The 26,497-nt window shown below is 71.7% G+C and carries 21 protein-coding genes; 12 read left to right on the top strand and 9 right to left on the bottom strand.

Annotated elements, in window-relative coordinates:
• Positions 1 to 11 precede the first annotated feature (11 nt).
• The 6 genes from ACFYYW_RS26550 to ACFYYW_RS26575 are packed head-to-tail and all read left to right on the top strand — an operon-like array spanning position 12 to position 9,932.
• Positions 12 to 2,954: a TcpE family conjugal transfer membrane protein gene (locus ACFYYW_RS26550; protein ID WP_387652404.1), complete on the top strand. Its 2,943-nt coding sequence runs from the start codon at positions 12 to 14 to the stop codon at positions 2,952 to 2,954.
• 47 nt (positions 2,955 to 3,001) lie between these two features.
• Positions 3,002 to 5,479, top strand: a complete 2,478-nt coding sequence (locus tag ACFYYW_RS26555) for an ATP-binding protein (protein WP_352327917.1) — start codon at positions 3,002 to 3,004, stop codon at positions 5,477 to 5,479.
• Complete coding sequence (locus ACFYYW_RS26560; RefSeq protein WP_387652406.1) at positions 5,476 to 7,800, top strand: type IV secretion system protein; 2,325 nt, start codon at positions 5,476 to 5,478, stop codon at positions 7,798 to 7,800. The genes ACFYYW_RS26555 and ACFYYW_RS26560 overlap by 4 nt, the downstream gene beginning before the upstream one ends.
• A gap of 2 nt (positions 7,801 to 7,802) precedes the next feature.
• The gene (locus tag ACFYYW_RS26565; protein WP_387652408.1) at positions 7,803 to 8,426 is read left to right on the top strand and encodes a hypothetical protein; all 624 of its coding nucleotides are present in this window, start codon (positions 7,803 to 7,805) and stop codon (positions 8,424 to 8,426) included.
• A 2-nt stretch (positions 8,427 to 8,428) separates the two neighbouring features.
• The gene (locus tag ACFYYW_RS26570) at positions 8,429 to 9,526 is read left to right on the top strand and encodes an NlpC/P60 family protein (RefSeq protein WP_387652410.1); all 1,098 of its coding nucleotides are present in this window, start codon (positions 8,429 to 8,431) and stop codon (positions 9,524 to 9,526) included.
• Positions 9,527 to 9,539: 13 nt separating this feature from the next.
• A complete protein-coding gene (locus ACFYYW_RS26575) occupies positions 9,540 to 9,932 on the top strand; it encodes a (deoxy)nucleoside triphosphate pyrophosphohydrolase (protein WP_352327913.1) in 393 nt (130 codons plus the stop codon).
• 968 nt (positions 9,933 to 10,900) lie between these two features.
• Here the strand turns inward: ACFYYW_RS26575 and ACFYYW_RS26580 are convergent.
• Complete coding sequence (locus ACFYYW_RS26580; RefSeq protein ID WP_387652412.1) at positions 10,901 to 11,038, bottom strand: hypothetical protein; 138 nt, start codon at positions 11,036 to 11,038, stop codon at positions 10,901 to 10,903.
• Positions 11,039 to 12,438: 1,400 nt separating this feature from the next.
• A complete protein-coding gene (locus tag ACFYYW_RS26585; protein WP_387652414.1) occupies positions 12,439 to 12,810 on the bottom strand; it encodes a hypothetical protein in 372 nt (123 codons plus the stop codon).
• Here ACFYYW_RS26585 and ACFYYW_RS26590 point away from each other — a divergent pair.
• Complete coding sequence (locus tag ACFYYW_RS26590; protein WP_364414597.1) at positions 12,785 to 13,744, top strand: hypothetical protein; 960 nt, start codon at positions 12,785 to 12,787, stop codon at positions 13,742 to 13,744. The two genes, ACFYYW_RS26585 and ACFYYW_RS26590, sit on opposite strands and share 26 nt — an antisense overlap.
• A gap of 54 nt (positions 13,745 to 13,798) precedes the next feature.
• Here the strand turns inward: ACFYYW_RS26590 and ACFYYW_RS26595 are convergent, their stop codons facing one another.
• From ACFYYW_RS26595 to ACFYYW_RS26625, 7 genes are all read right to left on the bottom strand, one after another.
• On the bottom strand, positions 13,799 to 14,551 hold the full coding sequence (locus ACFYYW_RS26595) for a succinate dehydrogenase/fumarate reductase iron-sulfur subunit (protein WP_352324162.1): 753 nt from the start codon (positions 14,549 to 14,551) through the stop codon (positions 13,799 to 13,801).
• Positions 14,548 to 16,434 carry a fumarate reductase/succinate dehydrogenase flavoprotein subunit gene (locus ACFYYW_RS26600; RefSeq protein WP_364414599.1) on the bottom strand — a complete coding sequence of 629 codons (1,887 nt, stop codon included), beginning with the start codon at positions 16,432 to 16,434 and terminating at the stop codon, positions 14,548 to 14,550. Before ACFYYW_RS26600 ends, ACFYYW_RS26595 begins: the two co-directional genes overlap by 4 nt.
• A 13-nt stretch (positions 16,435 to 16,447) precedes the next feature.
• Positions 16,448 to 17,233, bottom strand: coding sequence for a hypothetical protein (locus ACFYYW_RS26605; RefSeq protein ID WP_352324159.1), 786 nt, complete (start codon positions 17,231 to 17,233; stop codon positions 16,448 to 16,450).
• Between the two features lie 195 nt (positions 17,234 to 17,428).
• Complete coding sequence (locus ACFYYW_RS26610) at positions 17,429 to 17,878, bottom strand: response regulator (RefSeq protein ID WP_387652417.1); 450 nt, start codon at positions 17,876 to 17,878, stop codon at positions 17,429 to 17,431.
• The gene (locus ACFYYW_RS26615; RefSeq protein WP_387652419.1) at positions 17,875 to 19,017 is read right to left on the bottom strand and encodes an ATP-binding protein; all 1,143 of its coding nucleotides are present in this window, start codon (positions 19,015 to 19,017) and stop codon (positions 17,875 to 17,877) included. Before ACFYYW_RS26615 ends, ACFYYW_RS26610 begins: the two co-directional genes overlap by 4 nt.
• On the bottom strand, positions 19,014 to 20,150 hold the full coding sequence (locus ACFYYW_RS26620) for a PP2C family protein-serine/threonine phosphatase (protein WP_387652421.1): 1,137 nt from the start codon (positions 20,148 to 20,150) through the stop codon (positions 19,014 to 19,016). The genes ACFYYW_RS26615 and ACFYYW_RS26620 overlap by 4 nt, the downstream gene beginning before the upstream one ends.
• A gap of 35 nt (positions 20,151 to 20,185) precedes the next feature.
• On the bottom strand, positions 20,186 to 21,115 hold the full coding sequence (locus tag ACFYYW_RS26625) for a LysR substrate-binding domain-containing protein (RefSeq protein ID WP_352324155.1): 930 nt from the start codon (positions 21,113 to 21,115) through the stop codon (positions 20,186 to 20,188).
• 132 nt (positions 21,116 to 21,247) lie between these two features.
• Here ACFYYW_RS26625 and ACFYYW_RS26630 point away from each other — a divergent pair, with 132 nt between their 5' ends.
• The 5 genes from ACFYYW_RS26630 to ACFYYW_RS26650 all read left to right on the top strand — a co-directional run bounded on the left by ACFYYW_RS26630 (position 21,248) and on the right by ACFYYW_RS26650 (position 26,491).
• Positions 21,248 to 22,006 carry a succinate dehydrogenase cytochrome b subunit gene (locus ACFYYW_RS26630; protein ID WP_352324154.1) on the top strand — a complete coding sequence of 253 codons (759 nt, stop codon included), beginning with the start codon at positions 21,248 to 21,250 and terminating at the stop codon, positions 22,004 to 22,006.
• Positions 22,003 to 23,928: a fumarate reductase/succinate dehydrogenase flavoprotein subunit gene (locus ACFYYW_RS26635; RefSeq protein WP_352324153.1), complete on the top strand. Its 1,926-nt coding sequence runs from the start codon at positions 22,003 to 22,005 to the stop codon at positions 23,926 to 23,928. The genes ACFYYW_RS26630 and ACFYYW_RS26635 overlap by 4 nt, the downstream gene beginning before the upstream one ends.
• A complete protein-coding gene (locus tag ACFYYW_RS26640) occupies positions 23,925 to 24,665 on the top strand; it encodes a succinate dehydrogenase/fumarate reductase iron-sulfur subunit (RefSeq protein ID WP_352324152.1) in 741 nt (246 codons plus the stop codon). Before ACFYYW_RS26635 ends, ACFYYW_RS26640 begins: the two co-directional genes overlap by 4 nt.
• A 162-nt stretch (positions 24,666 to 24,827) precedes the next feature.
• Positions 24,828 to 25,358, top strand: coding sequence for an RNA polymerase sigma factor (locus ACFYYW_RS26645; RefSeq protein ID WP_352324151.1), 531 nt, complete (start codon positions 24,828 to 24,830; stop codon positions 25,356 to 25,358).
• Positions 25,355 to 26,491 (top strand): CU044_5270 family protein, encoded by a 1,137-nt coding sequence (locus ACFYYW_RS26650; protein WP_387652425.1) that lies wholly within the window; start codon positions 25,355 to 25,357, stop codon positions 26,489 to 26,491. Before ACFYYW_RS26645 ends, ACFYYW_RS26650 begins: the two co-directional genes overlap by 4 nt.
• Positions 26,492 to 26,497: the final 6 nt, after the last annotated feature.

The following is a 26,497-nucleotide window of genomic DNA, read 5'->3' on the forward strand; positions in this document are numbered from 1 at the left end:
AGGAGGACTGCGTGGACCTGCCCACGTATACGAACATCTGGCGCATCGAGAAGCGGCTCTACAAGCTCTACGACCTTCGCCTCCCGATGCCGCTCCCCATCGTCTGGATCGGCGTGTTCGTCGGGGTGTTCGTGCCGTGGTCGCTCCTGCTGATCCTGGTGGGCGTGCCGGTGGCCATGCCGTGGCACGTGTTGTTCCTGGTCCCGCCGGGGATCGTGACGTGGTTGTCCACGCGTCCCGTCATCGAGGGGAAGCGGCTCACCGAGCTTCTGGAGTCCCAGCTGCGCTACCTGGGCCAGCCCAAGGCCTGGTACCGGCTCGCCCCCACCTCCGAGCCCGAGGCGGTCACGTTCTCGGGGCGCATCTGGCGTACCACTCCGGTCCGGGTCAAGGCCAAGGCGGCGCGCAAGTCCCGCCAGCCGCAGCGCAAGCGTGAGGGGCAGCGGATCACCGGTCCGCGCCAGGTCCGTCCGGCCGTGGCCGCCGCGGCGGCGGCCGCCCAGCAGGCGCCGGTGGCGGAGGCGCGTACCGGGTGGGGGTCGCGGACCAGGCGAGGCACGGCGCCCGCGCTGGCGCCGCAGGCCCGCCGTACCGCCCCCGCGTTCGGCCGGGACGTGCCGATGGTCCTGGTCCCGGGGGATGAGAACGGACCGGCGCTGCCGCCGGTCGAGCACGACGTCGCCGCCGGAGAGCTGGCCAGCCGCGAGCTCACCGGCGGCGCCCTCCCGGCCCGTCCCCGCCGCGCCGCCCCTGACCACCGCCCCGAACGCGACGCCGCGGCCCAGCCAGGGGACGCGCCCGGCCACGAGGCCGCCGTTCCCGAGCCCGCCGTTCCGGAGGAGCGAGCCGCCTCGGAGGAGGCGCACCCGAGCGAGCGCCGTAGCTCCACGAGCAGGGCGTCGGGAGAGCGTACGGACTCCAGCAGGGCGGTGGCTGAGCGTGCGGACTCCGGCACGGTGTCGGGTGGGCTTGCGGACTCCGGCACGGTGTCGGGGGAGCGTGCGGACGCCGATGTGGGCGAGGTGCAGGGTGGCCGTGGGGCGGTCGTGCCGAGCCGGTCGGCGGAGGGGCTCAAGCCCGTGGCCGGCAAGCCGATCGACACCGAGGCGCTGCGCCGGCTGCGCCGGCTCGCCGCCACCGCCGACGCGCCCGGTGAGGCGGCGCGCGTGGAAGGCGAGCGCGGCGCCACAGAGCGCCGCGACGACGTCACCGGACGTCGTGAGAGCACCGACGAGCGTCGCCAGGGCGTCACCGGGCGTCCCGAAGGCGCGGGCCGCGAGGACGACACCACGATCGCCCGCGACCAGCACAGGAAGGGGCAGCCGCCGCGGGTCGCGCCCGGGACGGTGATCCTGGGCGCGCAGCGTTCCTGGCCCCCGGTCGACCCCGACGCCAAGCCCTTCTCCGGCCCGTCCCTCCGCCTTGAGGACCAGATCCCCACCTCTCAGCCCCCCACCGACACCTCACCCCCGGCCGAACCCGGCCACGGGGGCGAAGCCGGGCATGCGGGCGAGGGCACGCACGCGGGAGAAAGCGTGCATCTGAAAGAAAGCACGCACGTAGGAGAAAGCGCGCCTCCGGACGCGGGGAGGCCGACCGGCGCAGGTGTCCCGACGGCCGAGGCCGAGGGCGAGTCGGCAGGCGAAGGCGTTCCCGTCGAGGAGACCGCTCCTGCCGCCGGCACGGACGCTCCGGCGCCCGCCGCTCCCGACGCCGAACGGCCCTTCGAAACCGCACATGAGGCCGCCGCCGAAGCCTCCGCCGAAGTCCCCGCCGAGGATGAGGATGCCGCCACCGAGCAGAGGGCGGCTGCCGTGGAGGTTTCCGGTGACGCGCGGCAGCGCCCCGCCGGCGGCCGGCCTGGGGACGGGGCCGGCAGCAGGCCGGCGGACAGGTCCGGCGGCCGGCCAGGGGACAGGGTTGGTGGGTTCGTGGCGCCCGTGCCGGTGCCCAGGCCCGGTGAAGGCGGCAGGCCCGCCGAAGGGCGGGTGCGCAGGGTCGAGTCCGTGGTGGGCCGGGACTCCGGCGGATGGCGCCGGATCGCCCAGGTCGTGGTGGGCGGCGGCGGCGTGCGCACCGACGGGTCCGAGATCGACGAGGCCAGGGCCAGGGCCGTGTTCGGCGGCAGCCGGCGCATCGTGGTGCTCGGCTGCACCGGCGGCGCGGGCCAGTCCACGACGGCGCTCATGCTCGGCCACACCTTCGCCACCTACCGCGACGACCGGATCGTCGCCGTCGACGCCAACACCGGCGGCACCACGCTGACCAGCAGGATCGAGCCCGAGACGCCGGAGACCCTCACGTCGCTGCTGTCCGGCCTCGACCAGGTCAGCGGCTACCTGACGATGCGGGGCTTCACCACCCGCACCTCCTCCGGCCTTGAGGTGATCTCGGCCGACACCGACGCGGGCGCCGAGCAGCGGCTCGCCGACCGCAGCTTCTTCTCCGACCACCGCCTGGGCGAGTCGATGCGCCTGCTCGACCGCCACTACAAGCTGTCGGTCATCGACCCGGCCGCCGCGCTCGCGGCCCGCATCCTGCCGTACGCCGACCAGCTCGTGCTGGTGGTCCCGGCGAGCGAGGAGGCGGCCGAGGCGGTGGCGATGACGTACGAATGGCTCGACGGGCACGGCTGCGGCGAGCTGCGCAGGCGCGCGGTGATGGTCGTCAACGGCGTGAGCAGGCGGTCGATGGCCGACGTCGAGCAGGCGGAGGCGGTGGCCAGAGGCAGATGCCGGGCCATCGTCAGGGTCCCGTGGGAGGACGGACTGGCGCCCGGCGGCGCGGAGATCGTCGACCCCGGTCAGTTGCGCGCGGCCGGACGGCGGGCCTACCTCGCCCTCGCCGGCGTCGTGGTTGCAGGCTTCGCGGTACAGGCACACGGACAGGCCGTCCGACCGAGCGAAGAGGAGTTGGCGAGTGACCCCCCGGGCACGAGAATCGGTGAGCGTTAAGTGAACATGCGAGCAGGTCTGGCCCGTTCATGCGCCGAGGGGGCGGCATGAGCAGGGCGTCCCGAGCGCACCAGCGTCTCGCGGTCCGCTACTTCGACGACCGCATCCTGCTCACGGACACCTGCGCGTGGGCGTACTTCCGGCTTCCGACGGTCAGCTACGAGTTCGTCACGCCGGAGGAGCGCGAGGCGCTGGCCACCAACGTCACGATCGCGCTGGCCGCGATCAGGATGCCCGACGCCGAGGTGCACCTGCGGGTCGCGCACCGCACCTACCCGGCGGCCGAGTGGGCGATGGCGCTCAACGCCACCTCCGACGAGGGGCCGGGCTGGCGCGACTACCTGGAGGAGATGTACCGGCACGTCTGGGCGAAGGACTTCTGGTCGAAGGAGGTCTACCTGGGCGTCCGGCTCGGGCCGCGCGGCAAGCAGCTCGGCAGCGGCGTGCTCGCCCAGCTCCTCGGCTTCTACCAGAAGACCGAGAAGGCGCTCGGCATGGAGGACGACCACGTCCCGGACAGCGAGATCAGCCGCTGGACGGAGTCGGCCGAACGGCTGGGCCGGGCCCTGGCCTCCAGCGCCCTGTACGCCAGGCACGCCACGTCCGTCGAGGTGGCCTGGCTGTTCCAGCACTCCGCCGCCGGAGCGGTCGGCGACCCGCCGCCCTCGGCCAGCCCGAAGCGGCGCTGGGGCAAGGGCGAGATCGAGTCGCTGGTCGAGGGTGAGATCCACAACGGCAGGTCGCTGCTGCGGATCGTGCAGCCGCAGGGCGACTCGTACGTGGCCCACCTGTCGTTCGCCCGCTTCCCCGACCTCATGCCGTTCCCCGACGGCGAGCCGTGGATGCACTTCGCCGACCAGCTGCCCTTCCCGGTGGAGATCTCGTCCAGGATGCGGCTGATCCCGCCGGTCAAGGCGTCGAAGGACGTCGCGCGCAAGCTGGCCCACGCCCGCGACATGGACCACCACATCCGCGAGGCGGGCGCCGAGGCGCCGATCGCGCTGGCCGAGCAGATCGACGCGGCCCGCATGCTCGAACACGGCATCACCAAGGAACGGCTGCCCTTCGTGTACGGCTGGCACCGCCTGATCGTCTCGGCCCCCACGGAGGACATCTGCGTGCAGCGGGTCGAGGCAGTCGTCGAGCACTACCGCGACATGGGCATCGACGTGGTGAACTCGACCGGCGACCAGTTCTCGCTGTTCTGCGAGGCGCTGCCGGGCGAGAAGGTGCGCGTCAACGCCTACGCCCAGCGCCAGCCGCTGCGGACGATCGCGGGCGGCATGGCCACGGCCACCGTCGACCTCGGCGACCGGCTCGACGACGGCAGCGAGGGCTGGCTCGGGCCCTACATCGGGGAGACGGTCGGCAGGGCGCGCAGCATCGTGCACTTCGACCCGCTGCTGGCCGCGAGCCGCAACCGGCCGACCGCCATCGCGATCACCGGGGAGCCGGGCGGCGGCAAGACCACGCTCGCGCTGCTGATGATCTACCAGATGGCGTTGCGCGGGGTCACGGTCGCGGTGATCGACCCGAAGGGCGACGCCGAGTCGCTGGTCCAGCTCCTGGAGAAGCGCGGGCGCAAGGCCCGGGTGATCCCGCTGGGTTCGGCGGCGCCGGGGCTGCTCGACCCGTTCTCCTTCGGCGACGACATCGCGGCGAAGAAGACCATGGCGACCGAGACGCTGCGGCTGCTGCTGCCCCGCATGTCGGAGGAGCGCGAGTCGGCCATGATCCAGGCCGTGGCCGCGGTCTCCAACGGTCCCGACCCGTCGCTGGGCAAGGTGGTCGACTACCTGGAGCAGGCCGACGACCCGGCCTCCAAGAACCTGGGCGCGGTGCTGCGTTCGATGTCGGAGATGCACCTGGCCAGGCTCTGCTTCGACCCCTCGGGCGGCGACCAGATCGACAGCGAGGGCTGGACCACCGTGTTCACCCTGGGCGGCCTGACGCTGCCCGACGTCGCCACGACCAGGGACGACTACTCCTACGAGCAGCGGCTGTCGGTGGCCCTGCTCTACCTGGTCTCGCAGTTCGCCCGCAGGCTGATGAACGGCCTCGACCGGCGGGCCCCCAAAGCGATCTTCCTGGACGAGGCCTGGGCGATCACCTCCACACCGGAGGGCGCCAAGCTGGTCCCCGAGGTCAGCCGCATGGGCCGGTCCAGGAACACCGCGCTCGTCCTGGTCTCCCAGAACGCCGGTGACCTGCTGAACGAGCAGGTGACCAACTGTCTGTCCTCGGTGTTCGCGTTCCGTTCCACCGAAAGGGTGGAGGTGGACCACGTCATGTCGCTGCTCGGCGTGGAGCCGTCGGAGGAGCACAAGGCAGTGCTCCGCTCGCTCGGCAACGGCGAATGCGTATTCCGTGATCTGGATGGCAGAGCCGGGCGCATCGGAGTAGACCTGATCTCCGAAGAACTGCTCCGCTGGCTCGACACGAACCCGACACACGACAAACCAGACGGTGGCGGGCATGATGATCTTCGAGGGGGCGTGGGCAGGGCGCAGGAGGTACGGTCATGAAGATCCGACTATCCCGACGACTGGCGCTGGCGCTCGCGCTCGTGAGTGCCGTCCTGGTGATTCCGCTGGTGGTGGGCGGTCTCTCCACGCCCGTCGCCGCGGCGCCCTGTGACCTGTCGGGGCCGCTCAACCCCGAGATGATCGGCGGCGGCACCGACGGCATGATCCAGCCGCCGCCTCCCGCGGGCGGCGTCCAGGCCCCGACGACGAACTACGGCCAGTTCGGCATGGCCGGCCAGTTCTGGCAGACCCACGGGCTCGGCTGCTCCGACTACGTCGCCGTGCTCGGCAACATGTGGGCCAACGGCGTCTTCACCGCGGCCAAGGCCATCGACCGGCTGACGATCACGACGTACCAGGCCGCGGCGACGGAAGGACCGCTCCAGTCGATCAAGGACGTCGTCGACGACATCGTCCAGAACCTGTCGGAGGCCATGTACTGGCCGTTCCTGCGGCCGATCGTGATCCTCGGCGCGATCTGGCTCGCCTGGTACGGCCTGATCCGCAAGCGGGCCACCACCACCGCCGAAGGCGTGATCTGGATGGTCCTCGCGGTCACCGTGGCCGTGTGGTTCTTCAGCAGGCCCGGCGACTTCACCGGGCTCGGCAAGGTCGTGACCGACAAGACGGGCGAGGTGGTCAACTCCGCCTTCTCCGGCCTGCCGGGCGCCGGCGGCGCGTCCTGCCTGCCGCCACCCGGCCAGACGAACCCGCAGGTCAAACCGGGCGGTTACGGCCAGGTCGGCACGGCCGGCGTCGACCAGAACGCCGACGCCCTGTGGTCCACGCTGGTCTGCAAGCCGTGGCTGGTGGGCATGTTCGGCACCGCCGACCCGCAGCAGCCGATCGTGCGCGACTTCGGGCGCAAGATGCTGGAGACCCAGTCGATCGCCCCCGCCGTGGCCGGCCAGCCCGCCCCCGACATCGCCGCCCACCAGGCCGAGTACGCCAAGGTCGCCGAGCTGCTCAAGAACGACTCCCGCTACACCGTCTTCTCCGGCCGCGACTGGTCGAGCAGGCTCGGCGTGGCCGTCGGCGCGCTCATCGCGGCGGTGGTGGCCGGGTTGCTGATCTTCCTGGTGGCGGTCTCGCTGCTGGTGCTCAAGGTGGGCTTCCTGCTGCTGCTGATACTCGGGCCGGTGTTCCTGCTGGTCGGCGTGCATCCGGGCAGCGGGCGCATCATCGCCATGCGGTGGGTGGAGATGCTCGTCGGCACGCTGCTCAGGCAGGCGGTGCTGACGCTCGTGCTCAGCGTCCTGGTCTACGGGTACGCGCTGATCATCTCCACGGCCATGCCTTGGGGGCTCCAGGTGCTGTTCATGGCCCTGCTGACGATCGCGGTGTTCTTCTACCGGCGTCCGTTCCAGCACCTGTTCGCGTCCTTGAGCGGCCACACGGTCACCACCCGCATGCTCGGCGACGCCGCGAGCTCGCCCGTCCTGGAGCGGGCCGCGAACGTGTTGCCGCCGGTCGCCGGGGCCAAGCTCGGCCGGTGGGGGCTGCGCAAGGCAGAGCCGCTCATCAGGGCGGCGGCGGCCGGCAGCGGCGCGGGCGCGGCGGCCGGCGCCGCCGTCGCCCAGGCGCGGATGCGCGGCGAGGAGGGCGAGGGCGTCTCGGCCGGCACCCGGATGCCGGTGGCGGCCGCGCCGCTCGACACCGACCAGCACGGCGGGAAGGCGGGCGCCCGGCCTCCGCTCGAACCCCGCAGGGGCACCGCGCCCCCGCTCAACCTCGGCGGCCAGGCCGGCAGGACGCGCCCCGCGGCGGCGGGCGGCGCCCGCGGCGGCACCGGCGGCGCGGCGGCGGGCGGCACCCCGTCCGGTGGCATGGCCGCCGGAGCCACGACCTCCGGCGGCTCCGGCGGGAGCTCCGGCGGCGGTGGCGGCGGTGGTGGCTGGTTCGGCGGGCGGTCGGGCGGCGGATGGGCCTCGCGTGGTGGTGGTTCGGGTGGCTCGCGCAACGGGTCGTCGGGCGGCTCGCGGGGCTCCCGGTTCGGCGCGTCCGGCGGGTCGGGTGGCTCGCCGTCCTCGGGGTCGCGGTCGCGTGGCTCCGGCGGCGGGCTGTTCGGCGGTGGCGGATCCGGGAACGGCGGCGGATCCGGGAACGGCGGCGGGTCCAGGAACGGCGGCGGGTCCCGGTCCGGGGGGTCCGCGCCGCGGCCGTCCGGCGCGTCGTCGGGGTCCAGGATCTTCGGTTCGGACGAGCCGTCGTCCCGCTCGTCCGAGGCGCCGCCGCTGTGGCTGCGCGGCAGCGGCAACGGCGGGTCGGGTGACGATCCTTCGGTGCCGTTCTGGCTCAAGCCCAACCGAGGCAAGGACTGACCATGGCTCAGTCCGGTGACAAGCGCGGGCTGGCCTTCGCCGCCATCGTCGTGGTCATCGCCGCGGTCGGCGTCTACCTCACGATGTGGCCGAGCTCGGACGATCCGCCCGAGCAGGCCCCGGCCGCGGGCTCGACGTCCGCGTCCGCGCCCACGGCGGCGAGCAAGCCGCTGGCCACCGCCAGCGCCGCGCCGTTCGACGTCTACTCGTACCTGCCGATGAAGAAGGAGCAGCTCGCCGCGGCGGCGGATCTCGCCGAGCGCTTCACCGCCGTCTACGGCACCTTCAGGTACGACGAGGACCCGGCGGCGTACGCCACGAGGGTCAAGACGTTCACCACCGCCGAGCTGGGCAACATCCTCGCCCGGACGCTCACCTCGGCGGGCACCGTTCAGCAGAACCGCGACGACCAGATCGTCTCCCAGGCCACGGCCAGGCTGAAGGAGATCAGGCAGATCGAGAAGACCTCCATCGTCTTCGTCGTGACCGAGACCAGGCAGGTCACCGCGAAGAGCGGCAACCGGCAGGACGTCGAGGACCTGGCGGTCACGGTGAGCCAGCTCGGCGCCGACTGGCGGATCTTCGACGTGCTGCCCGCCACCGAGGGCCAGGACGGGGACAGCTAGCGGTGAAGCCCTCCCGAACCCGCCTGGCGCTGCTGCTCGGCCTCGCCGGGATCCTGCTCCTGGCCGCGATCATCGTCTCGCCGATGTTACTGGTCACGATGCCGTCCTTCCTGAACGGCGGCGGCGAGGGCTCGGTCGACTGCGAGGGCGGCACCCAGGTGCAGGAGGTGTCCGACTCGGGCGCCGCCGACATCCCGGGCGACTACCTCGACCTGTACAAGAAGTGGGGCAAGAAGATCGGCGTCCAGTGGACCATCCTGGCCGCCGTGGGCAAGCGCGAGACCGACCACGGCCGTTCCGACCTGCCCGGCGTCAAGAGCGGCACCAACTACGCGGGCGCGGCCGGCCCGATGCAGTTCCTGATCTCGACCTGGGGCGGCAAGGCGCAGATCCCGATCTCCTCGACGTTCAACGGATACGCCTCCGACGGCGACGGCGACGGCGTGGGCGACGTCTACAACCCCGCCGACGCCATCCTCGGGGCCGCCAAGATGCTCAAGCGCAACGGCGCCCCCGAGAACGTCCGGCGGGCCCTGTTCACCTACAACCGCGCCTGGTGGTACGTCGACCAGGTCGAGGAGATCGCCAGGAAGTACGCCAAGTCGGGTGCGGTGGAGGTGCCGCCGCAGGCCTCGGAGGAGTGCGACGACCCCCTGGTGGCGGCCGCGCCCAGCGACGTCGTGGCCAAGATCCTGCAGTACGCGCTGGCGCAGCGCGGGAAGCCGTACCTGTGGGGCGGCACCGGGCCGGACGCGTTCGACTGCTCGGGCGTCATCTACGCGGCCTACCGGGCCGCCGGGCTGAGCATCCCGCGCACCACGTTCACGCAGTGGCCGTTCGGGGTGAAGGTGTCAGCGGGCCAGGAACAGCCCGGTGACCTGGTGTTCTTCAACGCCGGTCCGGGCACCTCGGCCGACAGTCCGGGGCATGTCGGGCTGGTCGTGTCGAAGGGCAAGATGCTGGAGGCCCGGTGCACGCTCTGCGGGCCGATCAAGGTCACGAGCTACCAGGCGCGCGACAACAAGGTGGGCTTCACCCGTCCGCTGCAGAACCCCGATGTGCTCGACCAGCTCAAGAAGCTGCAGAATCCCGCACTATGAGGATGACGAACGCATGAGCACGATCGTGGTCGCGGCGGTGATCGTCGCCCCCGGCGGCAGGGTGCTGGCCGCGCAGCGCGCCGCGCCCGCCGCGCTGGCCGGGGGCTGGGAGTTCCCGGGCGGCAAGGTGGACCCGGGGGAGAGCGAGGTCGCCGCGCTGGTCCGGGAGTGCCGCGAGGAACTCGGCGTGGAGATCGCAGTGGGCGCGCGCGTGGGCGAGGACTGGGCGTTGTCGGAGGGGTACGTCATGCGTGTCTGGCTGGCCACGCTCACCTCCGGCACGCCCGAGGCCCGTGAGCACCTGGCTCTTCGCTGGCTGGGGCCGGGGGAGTACTACGACGTGGAGTGGCTGGGCGCCGACCTGCCGATCATGAAGACCGTGGAGAGTCTGCTCCAGCAGGATTAGACCGTCTCTCTCTGTGACATAACGATTACTACACGTGATTTGTCGCAGTGGGGGAGTGGAGTGATGCGGCGTGGCTGGATCCTTTCTGGAGCGCTGATCCTGGTGGCGTTGCCCTCCGTGCCCGTGGCGGCGGCGGGGGTGACGCTCGTGCTCGAACGCGTGAGCGGCCCCGAGGGTGTGGGTCAGTGGATCAGGACGGGTGACGTCCAGCGTTTCAGGGTCCGGCTGAACGGGATGGGCAAGGGGGCCAAGGTCGCGGTGGCGACCAGCCCGGCGGCGGCGTTGTCGGGGTTGGCCTGCCCGTCGCCCTCCGGGGCTTCCCGGCTGTCGGCCGACGGGGCTGAGGATTCCGAGGCTTTCGGGGCTTCGGAGGCTTCGGAGGCTTTTGGTGGGGTTCCGGCGTCCGAAGAGGATCCCGTGGCGGGGTCGTGGGGCGCCGGGCGTGCGACGGATCCGGATGCCGGGGCGTTCCCGGAGGAATCCGAAACGTGGCGGCCGGCGCCGGGCCGGCGCCTGGCCCGCGCGGAGGCCGGTCGCGGCGACCCGCAGACCGAGGCCGGCCGGAGGATGCCGCGTGCCGAGGCGGGACAGGGCGCGCCATGGGCTGAGGCCGGTCAGGGCGCGTCGTGGGCTGCGGGCGGTCGGGGAGTGTCACGGGCCGAGGACGGTCAGGGCGTGCCTCTGGTTGAGGGCGGTCGGGGGATGTCCCGGGTTGAGGGCGGTCAGGGCGTGCCTCGGGGTGAGGGTGGTCAAGGGATCTCTCAGGCTGAAGGTGGTCGAGGGATGTTTCCGGCTGAGGGTGGTCCGGGTGGGGGGCAGGTCGGTGGGGGGCGGCAGGCGGCCGGGGTGCTGGCCGCGCGGGCGCTGGCCGGCGTGGAGGGTACGGCTTCCGGTGGCGGTACGTTTCCCGGCGCGCGGGTCTGCGCTCTTGGGCCGATCTTCGGGGAGCGGGCGCTGGACGTGACCTTTCAGGCGCCCGAGGGGGCCAAGGAGGTGGTGCTCGCGGCGGTGGCCAGGATGCGGACGCCCTCCGGTGGGCTGACCACCATCAACAGGACCGCGTCCATGCAGGTCGCCGAGGAGATGCCGCGCGAGGCCGCCACCATCAGCGGTCAGGCGGTGCCCGTTCCGGCCACGGCCCCCCACAAGCGGAGGCGGCCGGGCCGGCAGGTGGCAGGCGCACAAGGGCAGCAGCCGGGCTCCGCCGGGCTCCTCGCGGGGACGGGCAGAGGTGCCGCCGGGCCGGTGCCGGGGACGGGCGGACGCGTCGCCGGGCTGGTGCCCGGGACGGGCGGAGGTGTCGCCGGGCTGGTGCCCGGGGCCGGAGGAAAGGCGCGAGGCGGCCGCCCCGGCCTGACCGGTACGACGGCGGGAAGGGGCGGCCTCCCCGGAGGAGCCGCAGGCTTGCCGATCACCGGTGGAGCCCAAGGGGCGCTCCCGCGCGTCAGCGGCGGCGGGGGCGTGGCGCGGGCACCGCGACAGGGAGGCACGGGCGGAACTCTGGGGGCGTTCCCGCGTGCGGGAGGCGTCGGCCAGGGCGTCGCCCCCGGCAGGACCGGCCGGGCGCCCGCCGGCGCTCGAGGGACGGCCCGAAACGGCCTCCCCGGCGGCCTGGCGGCGGGCAGCCTGCCCGGCGGCGCGGCGGGCAGCCTGTCGAGCGGGCTGACCGGACGCCTGCCGGGTGGCGCGGCGGGCAGCCTGTCGAGCGGACTGACAGGGCGACTGCCTGGGGGTGCCGCGGGCGGTCTGCCGGGCGGTGTGAGCGGGAGTCTGCCGGGTGGCACGACGGGAAGCGTGCCCGGTGGTACGGCGCACAAGGGGCTGTCCGGGGCGGCAGGGGCGGCGCAGGGCGTGGGGCCGGGGATGACGCACCAGAGCTCGCCGGGCGGCATGACGTCGGGGACCCTGCCCGGCGGTGTGTCGTCGGGAAGTGTGGCCGGAGGTGTGGCGCCGGGGAGCGCTGCCGGGAGTGTGGCTCCGGGGGGCGTCGCCGGCGGCATGATGCCCGGAGGTGTCGCCGCAGGCGTGGCCCCGGGAGGCGTCGCCGGGGGCATGGGGCCAGGAGGTGTCGCCGGGGGTGGGGCGTCGGGGGGCGTCGGTGGTGGGGTGCAAGGGGGAGTGGTTCCCGGCGGCGGGGTGGTGAGTCTGGCGCCGGAGTCGGGGGCCGGGGCGCCGTGGCCGGTGCAGGTCGTGGAGGCGCGGAAACCGGTTCGTCCGGTCGCGTACGCCAGCCCGCTGGACGGGCCGCGCGGTTTCTCGCTGGTCATCGGGGCGATCGGCGTCCTGCTGGGAGCCTTGTGGCTGGTGACGCGAGCAAAACGCAGCCATAAGCCGCGAAACGTATAGTAATTCCGTCTTTACTGTTGCTTTGACCCGACTAGTATTCCCTTGACCATGGTTCCGGGACTATGCGGAGGGCTCCGGTGGCACGCACGCGAGCGACGGCCGTGTCCGCGATCGTCCTAGCGCTCGGGCTCACGGGCGTCGGCGTGGCTCCCTTCGTCGGTCAGAGCGCGAGCGCTTCGGTCAGTGGCGCGGCGTTCGACCCGGCGGTGGAGCCCTGCGACGCGGGCCAGACCTGCGATCCGCAGACCACCGTCACGGTCACGACGACGTTGGGCACGCCCACGCCGGAGGAGGCTCCGGAGACGACGATCACCCACACCGTCACCGCGAAGCCGACGAAGACCACGAAGGCCCCGAAGCCGCCCAAGACCACCACGGCCCCCACGCCTCCGCCGCCCGTCCAGGAGACGACGCAGCAGCCGCTGGCGCCCCTGCCCACCGCGCAGACCACGGCCGCGCCGCTGCCCACGGAGCAGACGACGGAGCCGTCCGTCCAGATGCCGTCCGTGGCGTCGACGGACCCGCCCACCACGGCCGCCCCGCTGACGGCCGACACCGGCCCGAGCACCGACTCGGTCCAGCTCGAGGTGCGCGCGGCCGCGCCGGAGTTCGACCAGAAGTCGCTGACGCAGAAGCTCAGCATCCCGGCGCTGGTGCTGGTCCTGCTCGCGCTGTTCGCGGTGCTCATCTTCGAGGGACGGCTGCGCCGCATGGCCCACGCGGCGGCCGTGCGCAAGGCGGGCCCCCCGATGGGCTCGCCGATGGGCCGCCCGGACGCGCCGCCGCCCGGCTACCCGGCCGGACCCGGCTACGCCACGGCGTCCTTCCCCGCCCCCGGCTACCCCGGCGGCACGGCGTACGCGCCGATCATCAGCTTCGTCCCGATCCAGACGTACCCGGCCGGTCAGCCCGGCTACGGCCCGGCCCACCACGACCCGGCCTACCACGACCCGTACGGGCCCCAGGGCGGCTACCCGCACGAGCCGGCGCCGACCGTGCCCGCCACCATGCCCGCCACCGCACCCGAGCCCGTCGTCCTGCACCCGGACGAGTTCGACTCCTACAACGAGCCGCCGCAGCCCGCCCAGGACTACCGTGACCCGTTCGAGCCGCTGATCCCGGCCGAGCAGCCGCCGGGCGACATCCCGCCGGGCGGCGGGAAGCCGTACGAGGACGAGCGCGAGTTCCCGCTCGCCCCGGCGGCGGCGGCCGAGAGCGGCGACTCCGAGCCCTGGCAGCAGGGCCCGTCCCTGTTCGAGCCGAAGCAGCCGGTCCAGCCCCGCCCGCCGGTGCAGCCGCAGGCCGAGCAGCCGGGGCCGCCGGAGGGGTACCAGCCGTCGCCGTACCTGCCGCCGGAGGGGGACGCCGCGACGGTCGTCCAGCCGCTGCCGCCGCAGCCCCCGGAGGGCGCCACCAAGGAGATGCAGGACCCCAAGCACCGGAAGAAGCGCTGGGGCCGCAAGTAGCACAAAGCGGAAGCGGGGGCCGGATCCATCCGGCCCCCGCTTCCGCTTCCCCGCCTACTTGGCGCGCTTGAAGATCTTGTTGCCCAGCCAGACCAGCGGGTCGTACTTGCGGTCGGCCACGCGCTCCTTCATCGGGATCAGCGCGTTATCAGTGATCTTGATGTGCTCGGGGCAGACCTCGGTGCAGCACTTGGTGATGTTGCAGTAGCCGAGCCCGTGCTCCTCCTGGGCGGACTCCTGCCGGTCGGCCACGTCGTACGGGTGCATGTCCAGCTCGGCGATCCGCATGAGGAAACGCGGACCGGCGAAGGCCGGCTTGTTCTCCTCGTGGTCGCGGATCACGTGGCAGACGTTGTTGCACATGAAGCACTCGATGCACTTGCGGAACTCCTGCGAGCGCTCGACGTCGACCTGCTGCATGCGGTACTCGCCGGGCCGGACGCCCGCCGGCGGGGTGAACGAGGGGATCTCGCGGGCCTTCTGGTAGTTGAAGGACACGTCGGTGACCAGGTCTTTGATGACGGGGAAGGTCCGCATCGGGGTGACCGTGATGGTCTCGTCCTCGGAGAAGGTGGACATCCGGGTCATGCAGCCCAGGCGCGGCTTGCCGTTGATCTCCATGCTGCACGAGCCGCACTTGCCGGCCTTGCAGTTCCAGCGCACCGCCAGGTCGGGGGCCTGCGTCGCCTGCAGCCTGTGGATGATGTCGAGGACGACCTCGCCCTCGTTCACCTCGACCGTGAAGTCCTCGAGCTTGCCCTCGCCGCCCTCACCACGCCAGACCTTGAACTTCGCCTTGTAACTCATTTGGCAATCCCGTCGAACTCGGCCATCTCTTCGTCGGTGAGGTACTTCTTCAGCTCGTCCCGGTCGAACAGGGTGATCAGGTCGTCGCGCATGGACGGCTGCACCTTCTCCACGACCTGGACGCTGTTTCCGTCTGCGGTGGAGCACACCAGCAGCTTGCGACGCCATTCCGGGTTCATCCCCGGGAAGTCGTCGCGGGTGTGGCCGCCGCGGCTCTCCTCGCGCAGGAGGGCGGCGCGGGCCACGCACTCGGAGACCAGGACCATGTTCCGCAGGTCGATGGCCAGGTGCCAGCCGGGGTTGTAGATCCGCGAGCCGGCCGCGCCGACCTGGCGGACGCGCTCCTTGAGCTTCTCCACGACCTCCATGGCCTCGGAGACCTCCTCGGCCTTGCGGATGATGCCGACCAGCTCGTTCATCGTCCGCTGGAGCTCGTGGTGCACCTCGTACGGGTTCTCGCCGTCGCGCTGGAGGGGCGCCAGGGCCTCCTCGCGGGCCGCGTCCACGAGCTCCTGGACGACCTTGGGACGGGCCTTGAGCCCGTCGACGTAGGCCGCCGCGCCCGCGCCCGCGCGCCGCCCGAACACCAGCAGGTCGGACAGCGAGTTGCCGCCCAGCCGGTTGGACCCGTGCATGCCGCCGGACACCTCGCCCGCCGCGAACAGGCCGGGCACGGCCGCCGCGCCGGTGTCGGCGTCGACCTCGACGCCGCCCATGATGTAGTGGCAGGTCGGGCCCACCTGCATGGGCTCGGCGGTGATGTCGACGTCGGCCAGCTCCTTGAACTGGTGGTGCATCGACGGCAGCCGCTTCTTGATCTCCTCGGCCGGCAGGCGGGTGGAGACGTCGAGGAAGACGCCGCCCTGGGGGGATCCGCGGCCCGCCTTCACCTCGGCGTTGATCGCGCGGGCCACCTCGTCACGCGGCAGCAGCTCCGGCGGCCGCCGGTTGTTGGCCTGGTCGGTGTACCAGCGGTCGCCCTCCTCCTCGGTGGTGGCGTACTTGTCCTTGAACACCTCGGGGATGTAGTCGAACATGAAGCGCCTGCCCTCGGAGTTGCGCAGCACGCCGCCGTCGCCCCGGACGGACTCGGTGACGAGGATGCCGCGCACGGACGGCGGCCAGACCATCCCGGTGGGGTGGAACTGGATGAACTCCATGTTGATCAGGTTGGCGCCGGCCAGCAGGGCCAGGGCGTGGCCGTCGCCGGTGTACTCCCAGGAGTTGGAGGTGACGACGTACGACTTGCCGATGCCGCCGGTGGCCAGGACCACGGCGGGGGCGTCGAACAGCAGGAAGTTGCCGGTCTCGCGCCAGTAGCCGAACGCGCCGGAGATGCGGTCGCCGTCCTTCAGCAGGCGGGTGATCGTGCACTCGGCGAAGACCTTGATGTAGGCCTCGTGGTCGCCGTGCGTCTCGAAGTCCTCCTGCTGCAGCGCGACGACCCGCTGCTGGAGGGTGCGGATCAGCTCCAGGCCGGTACGGTCGCCCACGTGTGCGAGCCGCGGGTACTCGTGACCGCCGAAGTTGCGCTGGCTGATCTTGCCGTCCTTGGTGCGGTCGAACAGCGCGCCCCAGGCCTCCAGCTCCCAGACGCGGTCGGGGGCCTCCTTGGCGTGCAGCTCGGCCATGCGCCAGTTGTTGAGGAACTTGCCGCCCCGCATGGTGTCACGGAAGTGCACCATCCAGTTGTCGTCGGGGTTGACGTTCCCCATCGCGGCGGCCGCGCCGCCCTCGGCCATGACGGTGTGGGCCTTGCCGAACAGCGACTTGCAGACGATCGCCGTGCGCTTGCCCTGCTGACGGGCCTCGATGGCGGCCCGCAGCCCGGCGCCGCCCGCACCGATGACGACGACGTCGTATTCGTGACGCTCGATTTCCACTGGAAGAAGTCCTTTATGCGAACGGGAAGGCGATGACGCCCTTGGCGACCATGCGGACGTAGAAGTCGGCGATCATGACCGAGAACATCGAGGCCCAGGCAAGCTGCTGGTGCTTGGCGTTGAGCTTGGAGACGAACGTCCAGGCCTTGTAGCGCAGCGGGTGACGGGAGAAGTGGTTGAGCCGGCCCGCGGTGATGTGCCTGCAGGAGTGGCACGACAACGTGTACGTGTTGATCAGCACGGCGTTGACCACCAGGATCCAGGTGCCGAGGCCCTGCGGCTTGTGCACCAGCGCCAGGACGGCGTCGTAGGCCAGGACGAGGCCGATCACGATGGCCGCGTAGAAGAAGTACCGGTGGATGTTCTGCAGGATCAGCGGGAACCGGGTCTCACCGGTGTACTTGCCGTGCGGCTCCTGGACGGCGCACGCGGCCGGCGACAGCCAGAACGACCGGTAGTACGACTTGCGGTAGTAGTAACACGTGAGCCGGAACCCGCCCGGCAGGCCGAGGATGAGCAGCCCCGGCGGCAGGGTGAACCAGTCGCCGATCGGCGCCCACCCGAACAGCCGCGCGCCCTCGGGGCACGCCGTGGTCAGACAGGGCGAGGCGAACGGGGCGATGTACGGATCGACGAAGTAACTGCCGTCGATGATCGCCCACACGCCGTAGACGAGGAACGAGCTGAGCCCGAGGAAGGTCAGCAGCGGGACCAGCCACCACCTGTCGGTGCGCAGCGTGCGCACCCTCACCTGGGCACGTTGCCTTCTGAGCGGGGCTTCGGGCGTCGTCTGGGTCATCGCGGACCTCTCCACCTCCCGCGGACCCTGCACACAGGGGGGTCCGGGTCGTTTCACTGGGCGCGCGTACGGCGGGTGCGGTACCGCTCTGGGCGCGTATTGGTGGGGGATACGTTACGACGACCGCATACGATTTTGTGAGCGGGGTCACTCACTTTTTCGATGACCTACTGTGATTCCTGTCACGTATCCGCGTCAGGGCCGCGGGCCGGGCGCCGGCAGCTTCACTACGGTCACGAAAAAATCATCTATTTGCCGGACAACACGGATAAATTGCTCAAAATCCACCGGCTTCGCGACATAGGCGTTGGCGTGCAGCCGGTAGCTGTGCAGGATGTCCTCCTCCGCCTCCGACGTCGTCAGGATCACCACGGGGATCGTCCGCAGGACGGCGTCGGCCTTGACCTCGCTCAGCACCTCCAGGCCGTTCATCCGGGGCAGGTTGAGGTCGAGCAGGATCAGGTCGGGCCGCGGCGCGCCGGCGTAGGCGCCCTCCCGCCGCAGGTACGCCATCGCCTGCTCGCCGTCGTTGACCACGTTGAGCCTGTTGCGCACCTTGTTGAGGTCGAACGCCTCCCTGGTGAGCAGGACGTCCCCCTGGTCGTCCTCCACGAGCAGCACGTCGATCGGGCGCCAGTCCGTCATGCGTCGCCTCCCGCCGCCGGCAGCGTCCAGCGGAACGTCGTGCCCTGGCCGGCCGGTTCGGGGTCGAGCCACAGCTGCCCGCCGTGGTACTCGACGATCTTCCGGCAGAGCGCCAGGCCGATGCCGGTGCCGGGGTACACGTCGCGGGGGTGGAGCCGCTGGAAGATCAGGAAGATGCGGTCGGCGTACTTGGGGTCGACGCCGATGCCGTTGTCGGAGCAGCTGAACTCCCACATGTCGCCCTTCCGCTCGGCCGTCAGGCGCACGCGCGGCGGGGCCTCGGAGCGGAACTTGACCGCGTTCTCGACGAGGTTCTGGAAGAGCTGGGTGAGCTGCATCCGGTTGCCCTCGACCACGGGCAGGCTCTCCCGGGTGACGGTGGCGCCGGTGTCCTCGATCGTGGCCGACAGGTTCTCCAGGGCCCGGTCCAGGGCCGCGCCCGAGTCGGTGGGCACCCGCTCGCCGCTCACCCGGCCCACCCGGGAGAAATCGAGCAGGTCGTTGATCAGGAGCTGCATGCGCTTGGCGCCGTCGACCGCGTAGTGGATGTACTGGCGGGCGCGGTCGTCGAGCTGCGGGCCGTACCGCTGCTCCAGCATCTGGGTGAAGCTGGCGACCTTGCGCAGCGGCTCCTGCAGGTCGTGGCTGGCGACGTAGGCGAACTGCTCCAGCTCGCCGTTGGACCTGCGCAGCTCGTCGGCCTGGTCGGCGGCCCCGCGCCAGGCCGAGACGATGCGGCGGCGCATGGAGTCGACGTGGCTGGACAGCTCGCTCAGCTCGGCCGGCCGGTCGACGCCGAGCCGGTGGTCGAAGTCGCCGGCGGCGACCGTGCGGACCTGCTCGGTGAGCTGGTCGATGGGCTTGAGCACGGCGTACCTGATGACGAACGCCAGGCCCGCCCCGCCCGCCAGCAGCACCCCGAACAGCACGATCAGCGCCACGTTGAGCCGGTCGAGCTGGGCGGCCAGCTCGGGACTCGGCCGCAGGGCCCGCGCGTGCGCGATCATCGACATGGTGACCACCACGCCGGCCGCGAACGCGAACGCGCCCAGCACGCCGATGGCCAGGAACCAGCGGGCCGCCGGCAGCCGGCCGAGCCCGGTCGGCAGCTTCGGCGGCGGCAGCGGATGGATGCTCATGCCTTCCTCCTCGACACCACGACCACCGCGAGATCGTCGCTGAGCGTGCCGGCGTGCCGGATCAGCCGGTCGAGGTCGATCACGCCGTGCTCGCGCACCAGCCCGATCAGGCCCTCGACGCCGAGCAGCTGCCTCCGCCCGCCGACGGCCGCCTCGATCAGGCCGTCGGTGTAGAGCATGATCGACCACTCCTCGCCCAGGGGCACGTCGATGACCGTCCACTCGGCGTCGGGGAAGATGCCGAGCGGCGGCCCCGAGGGCGTGCCGTCCACCACCGCGGGCACGCCGTCGCGGACCAGCACCGGCGGCGGGTGCCCGACCACGCGCATCCGGGCGTGCCGCAGGTCGGGCGTGAGGGTGGCCATGCAGAGCGTGGTGAAGATCTCCGGCGCCTTGCGCTCGGCGCGCAGGAGGGCGTCCATCGTGCGCAGCAGGGTGTCGTCGGTCTGCCCGGCCAGCACGAGCGTGCGCCAGGCGATGCGCAGCGCCACGCCGAGCGCGGCCTCGTCCGGCCCGTGGCCGCAGACGTCGCCCACCACGACGTGCACCGCGCCGTCGGGGGTCTGGACCATGTCGAGGAAGTCGCCGCCCAGCAGGGTTCCCTGGTTGCCCGGCAGGTAGCGGATCTGGTGCGTGATCGCCTCGGTGCGCAGCAGGGGCACGGGCAGCAGGCCGCTCTCCAGGCGGGCGTTCTCCTTGGCGGTCAGCTCGGCCTCGAACAGCCTGAGCTGGGCCAGGTCGGCGCGCTTGCGCTCCATGGCGTACCTGATCGACCGGGCCAGCAGGCGGGCGTCGATGTCCTGCTTGACCAGGTAGTCCTGGGCGCCCGCCTGCACGGCGGTCACGCCGACGTGCACGTCCCTGAGGCCGGTGAGGACCAGCACGGCCGCGTGCGGCGCCAGCGCCAGCACCTCCTCCAGGGCCTCCAGCCTGCTGGCGTCGGGCAGGGTGAGGTCGACGAGGACGCACTGGATCGTCGGGTCGAGCTTGGCCTTGGCCTCCTGGAGGCTGCGCGCCCAGAAGATCGTCGGTGGCCTCTCGGCCTGGTTGAGCAGTTCTTCGACGAGGAAGGCGTCGCCGTCGTCGTCCTCTATGAGGAGCAGTGTCAGCGGCTCGTTGAGGTTTGCCGTCACACACACGCCTTCCCGGGGAGTCGGGCTGTTGCTGCTCATTCTGCGATGAGTTCGACCCCTTGCGGAAGCGTGCCCTCCTGGCCGGCCTCGACCACGAAGGCGAGCAGGGTCTCCCGGAACGCCTGCGCGGCCCTGGTGGGTTCGACGTCCTTGCGGTGGGCCAGGGCGATCGTCCGGCTCAGGCCGGGCGGGGCCAGCGGCGTGCCGGACAGGCCGGGCCGCCCGTCGAGCACCATCGACGGCACCACGGCCACGCCCAGCCCCGCCTCCACGAACCGCAGCACGGCGTCCATCTCGCCGCCCTGCACCGAGAACCTGGGCTCGAACCCGGCCTGGCGGCAGGCGGCGAGGGTGGCCTCGCGCAGGTCGTAACCGCGCCGGAACATCACCATCTGCCGGCCGCGCAGGTCCTCGATCCGCAGGTACGGCCCCCGCGCCCGCTCGTGCGAGGGCGCGACCACGACCAGGTTCTCCCGCAGGATCTCCTCGGTGACCAGGGAGGGGTCGTCGCTCTGCAGCGGCATGATGATCAGCGACAGGTCGAGCTGCCCCCTGGCCAGCGCCCTGACCAGGTCACGCGAGCCGCCCTCCTCCACCAGCAGCTCCACCCCCGGGTAGGCCCGGTGGAAGCGCGCCAGCGCGTCGGCCAGCAGGCCCGCGCACAACGACGGCGTGGCCCCCAGCCGCACCCGGCCCCGGCGCAGCCCGGCCAGCTCGGCCACCTCCTGCCGGGCGGTGTCGGCGTCGGCCAGCATCCGGCGGGCCAGCGGCAGCAGCGCCTCGCCGGCGGCCGTCAGCGTGACGTTGCCGCGTGCGCGGGAGAACAGCGGGGCGCCGAGGTCGTTCTCCAGGGCCTTGATCTGCTTGCTGAGCGAGGGCTGGGCGACCCGCATGCGCTCGGCCGCCTGGGTGAAGTGCCTCGTCTCCGCGACCGCGACGAAGTAGGCGAGCTGCTGCAACTGCATGTGATTTTCCTCGCACCGGCCGAGCATTTTTCCTTATGCCGACCGTATAAACCAAGCATCATAGCCGGAAGCTATGGAAACCAGATCCGCGATGACTTGGACGGATCATTGCTGGATACCTAGCGTTCAAACGTGACTGCCACGATAGAGCGCGGCGCCGCCACCGCGCCTGTTAACGCCCCCAAGGGTGCCTCGCCCGCACCGACGTCCAAGAAGCCGAGCCGGTTCCTGAGCTCGTCGAACGGCAAGAAAGTCGTCATGGCCGTCACGGGCGCCGTGATGGTGTCCTTCCTCGTCCTGCACATGCTGGGCAACCTCAAGATCTTCCTCGGCAAGGACTCGTTCAACGAGTACGCCGTCGCCCTGCGCACGCTCCTCGAGCCCATCGCGCCGTACCGGACGGTGCTGACGATCCTGGAGATCGGGCTCGTCGTCTCGGTCGTGCTGCACATGTGGGCCGCGATCTCGCTGGCGCGCAAGGCGGCCAAGGCCCGGCCGGTCAAGTACGTGGCCAAGAAGTCGCAGGCCAACGGCTACGCCACGCACATCATGCGGTTCGGCGGCCTGACGATCCTGCTGTTCGTGATCTGGCACCTGCTCGACCTGACCTTCGGCGTCGTCAACCCCAAGGGCTTCGACTCCGAGCCCGCCGAGCGCATGGTCGCCGGCTTCGACCCGTCCCGCTGGTGGGTGACCCTCATCTACCTCGTGGCCGTCGTCATGGTCGGCCTGCACCTGCGGCACGGCATCTGGAGCGCGTTCCAGACGCTGGGCTGGGCCAACCGCAGCCGCTACCGGGGCCTGCGCCTGACGGCCGCCCTCGTCTCGGCGGTCCTGGTCGTCGGCTTCCTGGCCCCGCCCCTCGCCATCACGTTCGGAGTTGTGAAGTGAAGTACACCGAAGGCTCGGAGATCCGGGACACCAAGGCGCCCGCCGGTCCCATCGAGGAGCGGTGGGAGAAGCGGAAGTTCAGCGCCAAGCTGGTCAACCCGGCCAACAAGCGCAAGCTCCACGTGATCGTCGTCGGCACCGGGCTGGCGGGCGGCTCGGCCGCGGCGACCCTGGGCGAGCTGGGCTACAACGTCAAGTCGTTCTGCTACCAGGACACGCCCCGGCGCGCCCACTCCATCGCCGCCCAGGGCGGCATCAACGCCGCCAAGAACTACCGCGGCGACGGCGACTCGATCTACCGGCTGTTCTACGACACCGTCAAGGGCGGCGACTTCCGCGCCCGCGAGTCGAACGTCTACCGCCTGGCCCAGGTGTCGGTGAACATCATCGACCAGGCCGTGGCCCAGGGCGTGCCGTTCGCCCGCGAGTACGGCGGCCTGCTGGACACCCGCTCGTTCGGCGGCGCCCAGGTCTCCCGCACGTTCTACGCCCGCGGCCAGACGGGCCAGCAGCTCCTGCTGGGCGCCTACCAGGCGCTGGAGCGGCAGATCGCGGCCGGGACCGTGGAGATGCACACCCGCCACGAGATGCTCGACCTGATCGTCTCCGACGGCCGGGCGCGCGGCGTCATCGTGCGCGACATGGTGACCGGCGAGATCGAGCGGCACCTGGCCGACGCCGTGGTGCTGGCCACCGGCGGTTACGGCAACGTGTTCTTCCTGTCCACGAACGCCAAGGGCTGCAACACGACGGCCATCTGGCGGGCGCACGAGCGCGGGGCGTACTTCGCGAACCCGTGCTACACGCAGATCCACCCGACCTGCATCCCGGTCTCCGGCGAGTACCAGTCGAAGCTGACGCTGATGTCGGAGTCGCTGCGCAACGACGGCCGCGTGTGGGTGCCGCTGCGCAAGGGCGACGACCGGGCCCCCGGCGACATCCCGGAGGAGGAGCGCGACTACTACCTGGAGCGCATCTACCCGGCCTTCGGCAACCTCGTCCCGCGTGACATCGCCTCCCGCGCCGCCAAGAACGTCTGCGACGAGGGCCGCGGCGTGGGCCCCGGCGGGCTCGGCGTCTACCTCGACTTCCGCGACGCCATCGGCCGGCTCGGCCGCGACGCCGTGGAGAAGAAGTACGGCAACCTCTTCGAGATGTACGAGCGCATCACCGGCGAGAACCCGTACGACGTGCCGATGCGCATCTACCCCGCCGTCCACTACACGATGGGCGGCCTGTGGGTGGACTACGACCTGCAGTCCACGATCCCCGGCCTGTTCGTGATCGGCGAGGCCAACTTCTCCGACCACGGCGCGAACCGGCTCGGCGCCTCGGCGCTGATGCAGGGCCTGGCCGACGGGTACTTCGTGCTGCCCACCACGATCGGCGACTACCTGGCCAACGGCCCGTACGGCGAGGTGGACGAGGAGGCCGTGGCCGAGGCGGAGATCAAGGTCCGGACCAGGATCGACCGCCTGATGTCGGTGAACGGCACCCGCACCCCCGACTCCTTCCACCGCGAGCTGGGCAAGCTCATGTGGGACTACTGCGGCATGGAGCGCACCGAGGAGTCGCTGCGCAAGGCCCTGGAGCGCATCCCCGAGCTGCGCGAGGAGTTCTGGAAGAACGTCAAGGTGTCCGGCACCGCCGAGGAGCTGAACCAGGTCCTGGAGAAGGCCGGCCGCGTCGCCGACTTCTTCGACCTGGCCGAGCTCATGTGCCTGGACGCCCTCGTCCGCACCGAGTCCTGCGGCGGCCACTTCCGCGCCGAGTCGCAGGACCCCGACGGCGAGGCCCTGCGCGACGACGAGCACTTCGCGCACGTCTCGGCCTGGGAGCGCACGCCCTCCGGCGAGACGGTGCTGCACAAGGAACCGCTCGAGTACGAGTACGTCAAGATGACCCAGCGGAGCTACAAGTGAACCTGACCCTCAAGGTCTGGCGTCAGAGCGCCCCCTCGGACGCCGGGCGCATGGTGACGTACCGGGTGGAGGACGTGTCCCCGGACATGTCGTTCCTGGAGATGCTGGACGTGCTGAACGAACGGCTGATCCTGGAGGGCGACGACCCGATCGCCTTCGACCACGACTGCCGCGAGGGCATCTGCGGCATGTGCGGCATGGTGATCAACGGCGTGGCGCACGGCGAGCAGCGCGCCACGACGACCTGCCAGCTGCACATGCGCCACTTCGAGGACGGCGCCGAGATCACCATCGAGCCGTGGCGCGCCGCGCCGTTCCCGGTGGTCAAGGACCTGGTCGTGGACCGCAGCGCGTTCGACCGCATCATCCAGGCGGGCGGCTTCGTCTCGGTCCCGGCCGGCTCGGCCCCGGACGCGCACAGCGTCCCGGTGCGCAAGGAGGACGCCGACGCCGCGTTCGACGCCGCGACCTGCATCGGCTGCGGCGCCTGCGTGGCCGCCTGCCCGAACGGCTCGGCCTCCCTGTTCACCGCCGCCAAGATCACCCACCTCAGCCTGCTGCCGCAGGGCCAGCCCGAGCGCCTGAGCCGCGCGAAGGCCATGGTGGACCAGATGGACGCCGAGGGCTTCGGCGGCTGCACGAACACCGGCGAGTGCACGGCGGTGTGCCCCAAGGGCATCCCGCTGGACACGATCGCCCAGATGAACAGCGACTACCTCAAGGCCAACGCCAAGTAGCGCCTGTCGCGGAGCCCCGTCCCGGAACGCCACCCGGGGCGGGGCTTTTCGCGTTCCGCGGAGGACGAGCTGTAACAACGCGGAGGACGAGCTGTAACAACAGGGGCGTTCGCCCCACTTCCCGGTGTCAGAAGAACGCATCAGGGACGAAGGGGCTGCGCGGTGACGGATGATTCCCACCGTTTCACCGGCATGTACGACGAATGCCGACAACGGGTGTGGGCCTACGCGGTCAGTCGTGCGGGCCGGCAGGTGGCCGACGAGGTGGTGAGCGAGACGTTCGCCATCGCGTGGCGGCGGCTGGACGACGTGCCGGAGCCGCCGCTGCCGTGGCTGCTCGGCGTGGCGCGCAACCTCCTGCGCGACGACGCCCGCTCGCAGGCGCGCAGGGACGCGCTGGCCGCCGAGCTGAGCTCGTGGACCGAGGACGGCCGCCCGGACGTGGCCGAGCAGGTGACCGAGCGCATGGGCGTGCTGCGGGCGCTGGCCGAGCTGCACGAGGACGACCGGGAGGTGCTCATGCTGGTCGCCTGGCACGGGCTGTCGCCCAAGGAGGGCGCCCGGGTCGTCGGCTGCTCGTCGGCGGCCTTCCGCGTCCGGCTGCACCGGGCCCGCAAGCGGCTCGCGCGAGCCATGGAGTCCGCCGAACCGTCCCGTCCCTACGTGCGCAACCTCAGCGAGGAGTGGTCATGAACCCGATGGACGAACTCCGGGCCGCGCGGCCCGCGCACCTCGGCGACCGGCCGGTGGACGAGCGCACCAGGGCCGCCGAGCTCGCGCACGCCATGTCCGGGCCGCGCGGGTCCCGGCGCCGGCGCCCGGCCGTACGGCCGGTGTGGGGGCTCGCGGCCCTCGCGGCGGGGGCCACCGCGGTGGCCGTCGTGGTGGCGGGCAACGCGGCTCCGGCGCCCCGGAAGCAGGCTCCGCAGGCCGGGCAGAGCGCGTCGGCGACGCCGCGCAAGGTCACGCTGTCGGCCAGGGAGGTGCTGCTGGCCGCCGCGGAGAAGGCCGACCGGCAGCCCGACCGTACCGGCGACTGGTGGTACACCGTGACGGTGAGCAGGTACGCCTACCCCGCCGTCAAGGGCGGGTACCTGATGGTGGACCGGGAGCGCAACGAGGAGTGGACGCCGCGCGCGACCGGCGGCGAGCAGTGGAGCCGCACTCGCCGGCTCGGCGCGCTGCCCGCGAGCGAGGCCGACCGGCTGGCCTGGGAGCAGGCGGGCTCGCCCGCCGGGGTCGAGGTGGTCGTGCCGGTGAAGAAGGTGGCCCCGCTGACCCTGCGGACCACCCCGGACAAGGCCACGACCTCGCACAGCCCCCTGGTCGACGGCGAGGTGTTCTGGCTCGGCCGCAACGTCACGATGAAGGACCTGCGCGGCCTGCCGGACGAGCCGGCGAAGCTGAAGAAGTGGCTGCTCGACTCCTACGACGGGCATTCGACCGAGTCGTCCAGCGTGGAGATGGCCGCCGACACCTGGCTGTTCACGGTCAGCGTGGGGCTGATCGTCTCCATGCCGGTGACGCCGCAGGTGCGCGGCGCCGCCTTCCGCATGCTGGCCGGGCTCGACTCCGTCAAGGTCATCGAGAACGTCACCGACGCCGAGGGGCGTACCGGCACGGCCGCGGCCATCCGGCAGAGCGACGAGCGCACCGGCGTGCGGGAGAGCCGCCTGCTCTTCGACGAGGCCACCGGGCGGGCGCTGGGCACCGAGAGCGTCGTGGTCGAGCCGCGCGGCCTGTGGAAGAGCTTCGAGCCGGGCACGGTGTCGAGCTCGGAGGCCGTCCTGGAGGCCGGCTGGACGGACGCCGGCCCCAAGCGCTGAGCCCTG

It is taken from the genome of Nonomuraea sp. NPDC001831, from assembly GCF_042892035.1.
GTDB lineage: Bacteria > Actinomycetota > Actinomycetes > Streptosporangiales > Streptosporangiaceae > Nonomuraea.

Bases quoted from the DNA above. Each gene is read 5' to 3' on its own strand.
- ACFYYW_RS26595 (WP_352324162.1), bottom strand. From the start codon at position 14,551: ATGAGTTACAAGGCGAAGTTCAAGGTCTGGCGTGGTGAGGGCGGCGAG.
- ACFYYW_RS26615 (WP_387652419.1), bottom strand. From the start codon at position 19,017: ATGAGCATCCATCCGCTGCCGCCGCCGAAGCTGCCGACCGGGCTCGGC.
- ACFYYW_RS26565 (WP_387652408.1), top strand. From the start codon at position 7,803: ATGGCTCAGTCCGGTGACAAGCGCGGGCTGGCCTTCGCCGCCATCGTC.
- ACFYYW_RS26610 (WP_387652417.1), bottom strand. From the start codon at position 17,878: ATGACGGACTGGCGCCCGATCGACGTGCTGCTCGTGGAGGACGACCAG.
- ACFYYW_RS26625 (WP_352324155.1), bottom strand. From the start codon at position 21,115: ATGCAGTTGCAGCAGCTCGCCTACTTCGTCGCGGTCGCGGAGACGAGG.
- ACFYYW_RS26650 (WP_387652425.1), top strand. From the start codon at position 25,355: ATGAACCCGATGGACGAACTCCGGGCCGCGCGGCCCGCGCACCTCGGC.
- ACFYYW_RS26575 (WP_352327913.1), top strand. From the start codon at position 9,540: ATGAGCACGATCGTGGTCGCGGCGGTGATCGTCGCCCCCGGCGGCAGG.
- ACFYYW_RS26605 (WP_352324159.1), bottom strand. From the start codon at position 17,233: ATGACCCAGACGACGCCCGAAGCCCCGCTCAGAAGGCAACGTGCCCAG.
- ACFYYW_RS26555 (WP_352327917.1), top strand. From the start codon at position 3,002: ATGAGCAGGGCGTCCCGAGCGCACCAGCGTCTCGCGGTCCGCTACTTC.
- ACFYYW_RS26560 (WP_387652406.1), top strand. From the start codon at position 5,476: ATGAAGATCCGACTATCCCGACGACTGGCGCTGGCGCTCGCGCTCGTG.
- ACFYYW_RS26580 (WP_387652412.1), bottom strand. From the start codon at position 11,038: ATGGTGGCGGCCTCGCGCGGCATCTCCTCGGCGACCTGCATGGACGCG.